This is a genomic window from Arthrobacter sp. ISL-5 (assembly GCF_018613835.1).
Lineage (GTDB): Bacteria > Actinomycetota > Actinomycetes > Actinomycetales > Micrococcaceae > Arthrobacter.
Genome location: NZ_JAGGPM010000038.1, coordinates 36,363 through 45,622, shown reverse-complemented (window position 1 = coordinate 45,622; position 9,260 = coordinate 36,363). Strand labels below are relative to the sequence as shown.

Sequence of the window (9,260 nt, the reverse complement as noted above, 5' to 3'; positions counted from 1 at the left end):
CAAGGGGCACAACGGCTACTTAGCTGCTGCTACTTCCCTGCGGGAATCACCGGCGGAACGAAGTCGAACGTCATTCCCAGCAACCACACGAGCAGGAGCACGACGGGCAGGTGGAACACGAACTGCAGGAACGTGAAGCCCACCAGGTCCCGGGCCCGCAGTCTGAGCACCGCCAGCAGCGGCAGCATGAAGAACGGGTTGATCAGGTTGGGCAGGGCCTCGGCGATGTTGTAGATCTGGACGGTCCAGCCCAGGTTCATGTTCACATCCGTGGCCGCCTGCATCACGTACGGCGCCTCCACCAGCCATTTCCCGCCGCCCGAGGGAACAAACAGGCCCAGCACGGCGGTATACAGGGCAATCACGACGGCGAACCCACCGCCGCCGCCGATGTCCGAGAAGAATTCGGCCAGGTGTGCCGAGAGGGACATGCCGCCGTGGCCGGTGGCCTTCGTGAGGATGGCGGCCATGGCCGCGTAGAGCGGAAACTGCACGAGGATGCCGGCAGTCGCCGGCACGGCCTTGGTCACGGCCTGCAGGAAGTTCCGCGGTGTCCGGTGCAGCACCAGGCCCATGATAAGGAACACCAGCAGGTAGCCGTTGAGGCTGCTCACCACTGTCAGGAAGGGCTTGGTCAGGAACTGCGACACCAGCCAGCCCAAGGTCAGGACGCCGGCGAGGACCGGCAGGATCATGCTGTATTCCAGCCATTCGCCGGGGCGGGACCGGGGCGCCGGTTCGCTGGGTTCATCGTCGAGGTCCACTCCTAGGTCCTCGGCCGTGCGCACTGCGGCACCGCGCGGCGCCGAGAAATGCGCGATGACGGTGGTGAGCGCCATGAGGATGGCCAGGGTGAGCAGCGACTGCCACGTGAAGATGGTGGTGCCGAAGTCCAGGACCCCGGTGATCTTCAGCAGGGCAGGCGGCAGCGACGCAGCCGTGGCCTGCAGCTGCGCGGCCGATGATGACAGCCCCAGTGCCCACACTGCGCCGAGACCCATGAAAGCGGCCGCACCGAGCGCTCGGTAGTCCACTGACAGGTCCTTGCGGCGCGCGATGGCACGCGCCAGAAGGCCGCCGAAGATGAGGCTGAGGCCCCAGTTCAGGAAGGACACGGACATGGAGAGCAGCGCCACGAAGCTCACGGCGGTCTGTGCGGTCGAAGGGACCAGCGCCAGCCGGTTGATGAGCTTTGCCACCGGCGGGGACGTTGCCACCACGTAGCCGGTCAGGACAACCATGGCCATCTGCAGGGTGAACGCGGTGAGGTCCCAGAAGCCGTTGCCGAACGAATCGGCGATGGACTGCGGCGAGGCGCCGATGGCGAGGGCGGCCGCGGCAATGAGGACCACACCGGCCAGCGCGAAGATGTAGGCGTCCGGGAACCACTTTTCCGTCCACGCTGCCAGCCGCTGGGCCAGGCGGGCCAGGCCGCGTTCGTCGATCTCGCTTCTTGTCAGGACTGTGTCTGCCACAGGAAGGATCCCTCTCCATTGAGTTCGTGCGAATGTGTGCGTGCGTACCCAAGGAGCCTAGCCACACCGTGCGCAAGCCGGCCGAAGCGCGCCGTCCGCCCGCGCGCCGCAGTTCGGCGCCGCAGTTCGGCGCCGCAGGTCGGCGCCGCGAGTCAGTGGCGCCGGGGCGGCCAGGGGAAGAAACCGCTCGTGGACACCACATATTCGCGGTACGCCGGGCGGCCGGACATGGCTTTTTCGGTGAGCGGCTTTCCGGTCTTGCCTGCCAGGGTCCAGATCATCAGCGCGGGGGAGAGGACCGTGAGGACCCCGGGCCAGGACTCGGCCACGATGAGGAACAGCCCGGCCCAGACGGCGGCGTCGCCGAAGTAGTTCGGGTGGCGGGTGTAGCGCCACAGCCCGGTGTCCAGCACCGTTCCGCGCCGGGACGGGTCCGCCTTAGAAACGCGCGAGCTGCCAGTCGCCCACGGCCTCAAAGAAGAACCCGAGCAGCCAGCACAGCGCGCCGGCGACGGCCAGCGCCCCCACCGGTCCCGTGCCGAACATGCCCACCTGGACGGTCAGGGACACGAAGAACATCACCACGCCCTGGGGCAGATAGACCCGGCGGAGCGCGTAAACGTTCCGCGACCCGGGCGCGCCTTCCAGCAGTGCGGCATACCGCGGGTCCTCATGCCCGCCACGCGCGCGCCGGCCGATGTGCGTGCCGAGCCGGATCCCCCAGATCCCCGTCAGGACCAGCAGCAGCAGCCGCCTCGCGTCATCTCCGGCGCCGGCCGACATCACGAAGGAGACGGCCGCGACGGCGACGAATCCCGGCCCCCACGCCACGTCCATGACTGAGTGCCGGCGCTGGGCCACGGCCACCGCGAAAGTCACGCCAAGCACCATGAGAACGGCAAGCGCCGTCCACCGCAGGCTAGCCAGGAACGCGTCCAGCGGGAACGGGCTCACAGCACAACCGGGATGGTTCCGGCGGAGGACGTCACCAGCCGGTCCACCGCAGCAGCAGGAGCCGATGGCTTGGCCCCGGCCGTGCCGGTCCTGTCGCTGAAGGCATTCATCAAGAATCCCGTGGCCAGCGTGTGCCAGAGCCGCACGCGCCGGAACATGAAGTGGCCGGCACCCCGGAGCGAGACGTACCGCACCACATCGGCCGCCTGCGCAGCGCGCCGGGCGAAACGCAGCGATGCCGCCGGGCTCGTCCACCGGTCCCGGTCGCCGTGCACGATCAGGAGCTTCCGCCCGGTCACCGGCGCGGCCGGCGTTGCGTCGTCGAGCCACGGTGCCAGTGCCACCACGGCGTCCACCTGGGGATCGTCCGCCGCGCAGATGGCGGTGAGGCCGCCCATGGAGTGCCCCAGCAGGTACACCGGGAGGCCGGGATGCTCTGCGCGGATCTTCGCCAGCGCCCAGCGGGCGTCCTTCAACGGGGACATCTCGTCGCCGTTCCAGCCGCGCACCCGGTTCCGCAGGATCCACACGGCCAGGCCGCGGTCCTTCCCCGCCCGATGCAAATGCCGCGCAAACGGCACCATCCGGGCCGGGCTCAAATGCCGGGCCTCGACCGGCTCGAAACTGTGCGAGCGGCCGCCGTGAAGGACCAGCGCCACGCCGTGCGTGGTTCCGGCCGGGCGGAGTATGGTCAGGGCAGCTTCCGACGGCGTCGCTTCCGACGGCGCTCCCTCCGGCAGCGCTCCTTCCGACGGCGGTGTGGGTGCCGTTTCGTGCCGGTCAGTCCTGCGCTGGCTCACTCCTGCGTCCTCCGACTTCCTGTGGTCTATTTATCAACATTATGGTGACCGCCGTAGAGTTCAAGCATGAGGTCTAACTGCTGATGGGTTCCGGTCACTCCCACGGCCACACAGGGCATTCGGAGCCAACCGCCCAAGCGATTGCCGCCCGCAGGAAAGCAAACAGGATTCTTGCCGCGGTGCTGATTCCGCTGACCCTGCTGACGCTCGCGGCCATGGCGGCGCTGTGGCCGTCCGGCAGCCGCGAGGGCCTGACGCTGGCCAACCCCTACGCCGCGGCGCCGGGTGTCACCTTTGATACGGGGCGGATCCAGCGAGTCGTCACTGAGAGCTGCAGTCCGGCGACAGGGCAGGACCCGCCACAGGGTTCCCAGGGCGGTGCCCAGGACGGCGGCGGCTCACAGTGCACGTTCGCATTCACCGAGCCGGACAAGGGCGGGAACCCGGTCAAGGTGGTGATCAACCCGGACGTCGCCAAATCGCATGGCGTGCAGGTCGGCGACAACATCCGCTACCTCAACCTCTCCAACGCCCAGGGCGCGGCCGCTGCCCAGGGTTCCCCGTCCTATATCTTCGTTGACTTCGTCCGGACCATGCCCATCATCCTGCTGGCCGTCCTCTACGCCCTGGTGGTGGTGGCCGTGGCGCGCTGGCGCGGACTCCGCGCCCTGATCGGCCTCGTCGGCGCGTACTTTGTGCTGGTGAGCTTCATGCTTCCCGGGCTCGTGGAGGGGAAGCCGCCGCTGCTGCTGGCGCTCGTGGGATCCACGGTGATCATGATCGGGGTGCTGTACTTCGCGCACGGCTTCTCGGCGCGGACGTCCACCGCGCTGCTGGGAACCATGTTCGGGCTGGGCATCACGGCGCTGCTTGCCGCCTGGGCAACGGATGCGGCGAACCTCGCCGGAGTGGGCAGCCACGATGCCGCCACCCTGGTCAATATCTCGGGCAGCATCTCCATCTCCGGCATTATCCTGTGCGGGCTCATCATTTCCGGGCTCGGGGTGCTGAACGACGTCACCATCACCCAATCTTCGGCGGTATGGGAACTGTACGAACTGGCGCCGGCCACCAGCGCCCGCAAGCTGTTCACGTCGGCGATGAGGATCGGCCGGGACCACATCGCCTCCACTGTGTACACCATTGCCTTCGCGTACGCCGGAGCGGCCCTGCCCATCCTCATCATCGTGATGCTCTATGACCGCCCGCTCGGCGAGGCGCTCACCAGCGCCGAACTGTCCGAAGAGGTCATCCGCACCCTGGTGGGGTCCATCGGCCTGGTTCTGGCCATTCCCGTCACCACGCTCATCGCCGTCCTTGTGGTCAAGGCCACCGGCATCCGCACCGGCGGCCGGACCGCCGTAACGCCCGACGACGTCGATGACACCGGAGCCCTCGCGGCGGCGGCAGCAGTAGTCGGGGAAACCCCGGCCGCGGAAACCCTGACGCCGGCCGAAACCCGGCGGGGCAGGCGGGCCGCCCAGGGCGGCTGAACGCCGTCGTCGGCGGTTTCTGCCCGATTTGCCCGGCTTTGAGACAATGGACGGGTGACTGTTGTAGCTACGCCTCCCGCCCCCAAGCTGGAACTTCCGCCGCTGAAACTCGGCCCCATCACCGTGGACACCCCGGTGGTGCTGGCACCCATGGCCGGAATCACCAACACCGCCTTCCGCAGGCTCTGCCGTGAATACGGCGGCGGCATGTACGTGGCGGAGATGGTCACCTCCCGCGCACTGGTGGAACGCACGCCGGAGTCGCTGCGCATCATTTCGCACGACGACGACGAGAAAGTCCGTTCCGTGCAGCTCTACGGCGTGGACCCCGTCACGGTGGGCCAGGCGGTCCGCATGCTCGTTGACGAGGACCGTGCGGACCACATCGACCTCAACTTCGGCTGCCCCGTGCCCAAAGTCACCAGGCGCGGCGGCGGCTCGGCCCTGCCCTGGAAGATCGACCTCTTCACCGCCATCGTGCAGACCGCGGTCAAGGAAGCGTCCAAAGGTGGCATCCCGCTGACCATCAAGATGCGCAAGGGCATCGACGACGACCACCTGACGTACCTCGACGCCGGCCGCATCGCCCGCGATGCCGGCGTTGCCGCCGTCGCGCTCCACGGCCGCACGGCCGCGCAGTTCTACTCCGGCCAGGCCGACTGGTCAGCGATCGCCCGCCTGCGCGAGGCTCTCCCCGACATCCCCGTGCTGGGCAACGGCGACATCTGGTCCGCGGAGGACGCCGTGCGCATGGTCCGCGAAACCGGCGTCGACGGCGTGGTGGTGGGCCGCGGCTGCCAGGGCCGCCCCTGGCTGTTCGGTGACCTGCAGGCCGCCTTCGAAGGAAGCGACGAGCGGCACCGCCCGGGCCTGCGCCAGGTGGCCGAAGGCGTCTACCGCCATGCCGAGCTCATGGTCGAGACCTTCGGCAACGACGAATACAAGGCCCTGCGCGAGATCCGCAAGCACATGGCCTGGTACTTCAAGGGCTACGTCGTGGGCGGTGAACTGCGCGCCAAACTGGCCACCGTGCCCACCCTTGAGGTCCTGCGCGAACTGTTGGACCAGCTGGACATGGACCTGCCCTACCCGGGCGTCGATTCGGAAGGCCCGCGCGGCCGGGCCGGTTCGCCTAAGAAACCGGCACTGCCCAAGGACTGGCTGCTGAGCCGGCAGATGGACGCGGACCAGACCCGCGACATCTCCGCCGCGGAACTGGATGTGTCCGGTGGGTGAAAGCCAGCTCGCCGAGAGCCAGCTAGTCCCCGCCCGGGGGCCGTCCCAGTCCCTGCCGGGCTACGGGCCGCACGACTCCGCCCGCTGGGTGGAGGAACCGCCCAAAAACACGTACCGGTCCGATTTTGAGCGTGACCGCGCGCGCGTGCTGCACTCCTCGGCCCTGCGCCGGCTCGGTGCCAAGACCCAGGTGGTGGCGCCGGACACGGACGACTTCGTCCGCACCCGGCTGACGCACAGCCTTGAGGTGGCGCAGGTGGGCCGTGAGCTCGGACGTGCCCTGGGCTGCGACCCCGATGTAGTGGACACCGCCTGCCTCAGCCACGACCTCGGGCACCCGCCGTTCGGCCATAACGGCGAGTCGGCGCTGAACGAGATGGCGCACGCAATCGGCGGCTTCGAAGGCAACGCGCAGACGCTCAGGCTGCTCACGCGGCTCGAGCCGAAGGTCCTGGACACGGAGGGCAGGCCGGCCGGCCTGAACCTGACGCGCGCGAGCCTCGATGCGGCGGCAAAGTACCCCTGGTCCGCCCTCGACGCCCCGGTGATCCACGGCCAGCGCACCAGCAAGTTCGGTGCCTACGAGGACGATCTGCCCATCTTCAACTGGATCAGGCAGGGGGCGCCGGAGCGGCGGTCGTGCCTGGAGGCCCAGGTCATGGACCTTGCGGACGACATTTCCTACTCTGTCCACGACGTCGAGGACGCCATTGTCGCCGGCCATTTCCAGCTGCGCTGGATGGACAACCCGGACCACCGGGCCCGCGTGGTGGGCTACGCCAAGCAGTGGTACTTGCCCCACAACGATCCCGCGGCCATCGACGCCGCCCTCGCCCGGCTGGAGGCCACGGACGTCTGGGTGCGCGAGGCCGACGGCAGCCGCAAGTCCATGGCGGCCCTGAAGGACATGACCAGCCAGCTGATCGGCCGGTTCTGCCAGAGTGCGCTGGAGACCACACGCGCCGTCTACGGTCCAGAAAACCTGACACGCTACCGGGCCGAACTCATGGTCCCGGACGAGACCGTGATGGAAATCGCCGTGATGAAGGGCCTGGCCACCACGTTCGTGATGACCACGGACCACCGCCAGCCCATCTACGAGCGCCAGCGTGAGGTCCTGCACGCGCTCGTGACGTCCCTGAACGCCTCCGGCGACCGCCACCTGGAACCGATGTTCGCCGCCGACTGGAGGGATGCCGCCGACGACGGCGCCCGGCTCCGCGTGGTCATCGACCAGGTGGCCTCGCTGACGGACGGCTCAGCGCTGGCCATGTACGAACGGCTGGTCGGCAGCCTGCCGTCCCTGTGGTGATGGAGGCCATAGTCTGCTCTTCGTTGTCCGCCCCCGGGACTAGGATGGCTTCGTGGCCGGCCTGATCAAACGCGAAGATATTGACGAAGTACGCCAGCGCACGGACATCAAGGAAGTAGTCGACGGGTACGTCACGCTCAAGAGTGCCGGGCTGGGTTCATTCAAGGGCCTGTGCCCCTTCCACGACGAGCGCTCGCCGTCGTTCACCGTCCGCCCCCAGGTGGGGCGCTACCACTGCTTCGGCTGCGGCGAGGACGGCGATGTCATCGCATTCGTGCAGAAGCTGGACCACACCTCCTTCCACGAAGCCGTGGAGAAGCTCGCCGCCCGGATCGGCTACGAACTGCGCTACGAGGACGGCGGCACCGGGCCCAACCGGGAGGAAGTGGGCAAGCGCCAGCGGCTCCTGGACGCCCACAAGGTGGCCGATGAATTCTTCCGTGCGCAGTTGCTGACCCAGGGCGCCGCGGAAGGCCGGAAGTTCCTGCAGCTCCGGGGATTCGACCGTGCAGCGGCGGAGCAGTTCGGCGTCGGCTACGCGCCGCAGGGCTGGGACGCGCTGCTCAAGCACCTCCGCGGCCGCGGCTTTACCGATCAGGAGCTCAAACTGACCGGGATGTTTTCCGAGGGCAACAGGGGGATCTACGACCGGTTCCGCGGCCGCCTCATCTGGCCCATCCGCGACATCGCCGGGGACACCATCGGCTTCGGCGCGCGCAAGCTGTACGAGGACGACCAAGGCCCCAAGTACCTCAACACCCCGGAAACCACCCTCTACAAGAAGTCCCAGGTGCTCTACGGCATCGACCTCGCCAAGCGAAGCATCGCCAAGGAGCGCCAGCTGGTGGTGGTGGAGGGCTACACCGACGTCATGGCCTGCCACCTCGCGGGAATCCCGACGGCGGTGGCCACCTGCGGCACCGCGTTCGGCGCCGACCACATCAAGATCGCCCGCCGGCTGCTGTCCGACGACGGCACCGGGGGAGAGGTCATCTTCACATTCGACGGCGACGCCGCCGGCCAGAAGGCGGCCCTGCGGGCCTTCGAAGAGGACCAGCGATTCGTCGCCCAGACGTACGTTGCCGTGGAGCCGAGCGGCGCGGACCCCTGCGATCTGCGCCAGACGCGGGGAGACGCCGCTGTGCGCGAGCTGATCGGGACGCGCCGGCCGCTCTTTGAATTCGCTATCCGGGCGGCCCTGAAGCGGCACAACCTGGACACCGTGGAGGGCCGCGTGGCCGCGCTGCGGGAATCCGCGCCGGTGGTGGCCCAGATCCGCGACGCCGGCATCCGGCCGGCGTACACGCGGGAACTGGCCGGATGGCTGGGCATGTCCATCGAGGAAGTGGGCGGCGCTGTTGCCGCCGCCGCCAAGCGCGGCGCGCAGGGCCCTGCGCAGAACTCTGCCCAGAACTCTGCCGTTGGCGTGGCCGCGCTCCCGGCGTCGGGCGTCCTCCCGTCCTTCAACCGTCCCGACCCGCGGGACCCGGTCGCGTCCATGGAGCGCCAGGCGCTGGAGGTGGCCCTCCAGGAGCCGGCGATGCTGGGCGGCGGCATCTGGGAGCGGTTTGCGGCCGTCCGGTTCGCCACCCCCGCCTATCAGGCCATCCACGATGCCATCCGTGCCACGGGGCACGGCTTCATCGGCGACCCCGTGCAGTGGGTGGAGAAGCTGCGCCAGGAGGTTCCGGAACCGCTGCAGTCGCTGGTGTCCGAGCTTGCCGTGGTTCCGCTGCCGGCCAACACGGCCGAGGGCGTGCAGAAGTACTGCCGGGACATCCTGGCCAGGCTCTTCGAGCTGCAGATCACCCGCGTGAAGGCGGAGAAGATGGGGCAGCTGCAGCGGCTGGATGCCTCCGCCCATCCGGAGGAGTTCCAGCGGCTGAACCGCGAACTGATGATGCTGGAAATGGAACGCAGATCGCTGCGTTCCGACGCCTGAACCCCCTGGCGGTTCAGCGCGTGGTGGCCCGTCCAAGCGCCGATTTCG

The 9,260-nt window shown here is 68.5% G+C and carries 8 protein-coding genes; 4 read left to right on the top strand and 4 right to left on the bottom strand.

Going from position 1 to position 9,260, the window contains the following annotated elements; translation table 11 throughout:
• Positions 1-29 precede the first annotated feature (29 nt).
• From J7I89_RS20565 to J7I89_RS20555, 4 genes are all read right to left on the bottom strand, one after another.
• A complete protein-coding gene (locus J7I89_RS20565; RefSeq protein WP_214974109.1) occupies positions 30-1,475 on the bottom strand; it encodes a short-chain fatty acid transporter in 1,446 nt (481 codons plus the stop codon).
• A 152-nt stretch (positions 1,476-1,627) separates the two neighbouring features.
• Entirely contained in the window at positions 1,628-1,888 is a 261-nt protein-coding gene (locus tag J7I89_RS25395) for a DUF1295 domain-containing protein (RefSeq protein ID WP_308159988.1), read from the bottom strand.
• Between the two features lie 25 nt (positions 1,889-1,913).
• Positions 1,914-2,429, bottom strand: a complete 516-nt coding sequence (locus tag J7I89_RS25390; RefSeq protein WP_308159987.1) for a DUF1295 domain-containing protein — start codon at positions 2,427-2,429, stop codon at positions 1,914-1,916.
• Entirely contained in the window at positions 2,426-3,169 is a 744-nt protein-coding gene (locus J7I89_RS20555) for an alpha/beta fold hydrolase (RefSeq protein ID WP_214974121.1), read from the bottom strand. The genes J7I89_RS25390 and J7I89_RS20555 overlap by 4 nt, the downstream gene beginning before the upstream one ends.
• Positions 3,170-3,312: 143 nt before the next feature.
• Here J7I89_RS20555 and J7I89_RS20550 point away from each other — a divergent pair, with 143 nt between their 5' ends.
• The 4 genes from J7I89_RS20550 to dnaG are packed head-to-tail and all read left to right on the top strand — an operon-like array spanning position 3,313 to position 9,212.
• On the top strand, positions 3,313-4,722 hold the full coding sequence (locus J7I89_RS20550) for a YibE/F family protein (protein ID WP_214974107.1): 1,410 nt from the start codon (positions 3,313-3,315) through the stop codon (positions 4,720-4,722).
• Positions 4,723-4,776: 54 nt separating this feature from the next.
• On the top strand, positions 4,777-5,958 hold the full coding sequence (gene dusB, locus J7I89_RS20545; protein WP_214974104.1) for a tRNA dihydrouridine synthase DusB: 1,182 nt from the start codon (positions 4,777-4,779) through the stop codon (positions 5,956-5,958).
• The gene (locus J7I89_RS20540; protein ID WP_374102033.1) at positions 5,951-7,270 is read left to right on the top strand and encodes a deoxyguanosinetriphosphate triphosphohydrolase; all 1,320 of its coding nucleotides are present in this window, start codon (positions 5,951-5,953) and stop codon (positions 7,268-7,270) included. The genes dusB and J7I89_RS20540 overlap by 8 nt, the downstream gene beginning before the upstream one ends.
• Before the next feature lie 52 nt (positions 7,271-7,322).
• The gene (gene dnaG, locus J7I89_RS20535; protein WP_214974102.1) at positions 7,323-9,212 is read left to right on the top strand and encodes a DNA primase; all 1,890 of its coding nucleotides are present in this window, start codon (positions 7,323-7,325) and stop codon (positions 9,210-9,212) included.
• Positions 9,213-9,260: the final 48 nt, after the last annotated feature.

What these genes read in the sequence shown, in the direction of transcription:
- J7I89_RS20550 (WP_214974107.1), top strand. Translation starts at nt 3,313, where the DNA reads ATGGGTTCCGGTCACTCCCACGGCCACACAGGGCATTCGGAGCCAACC.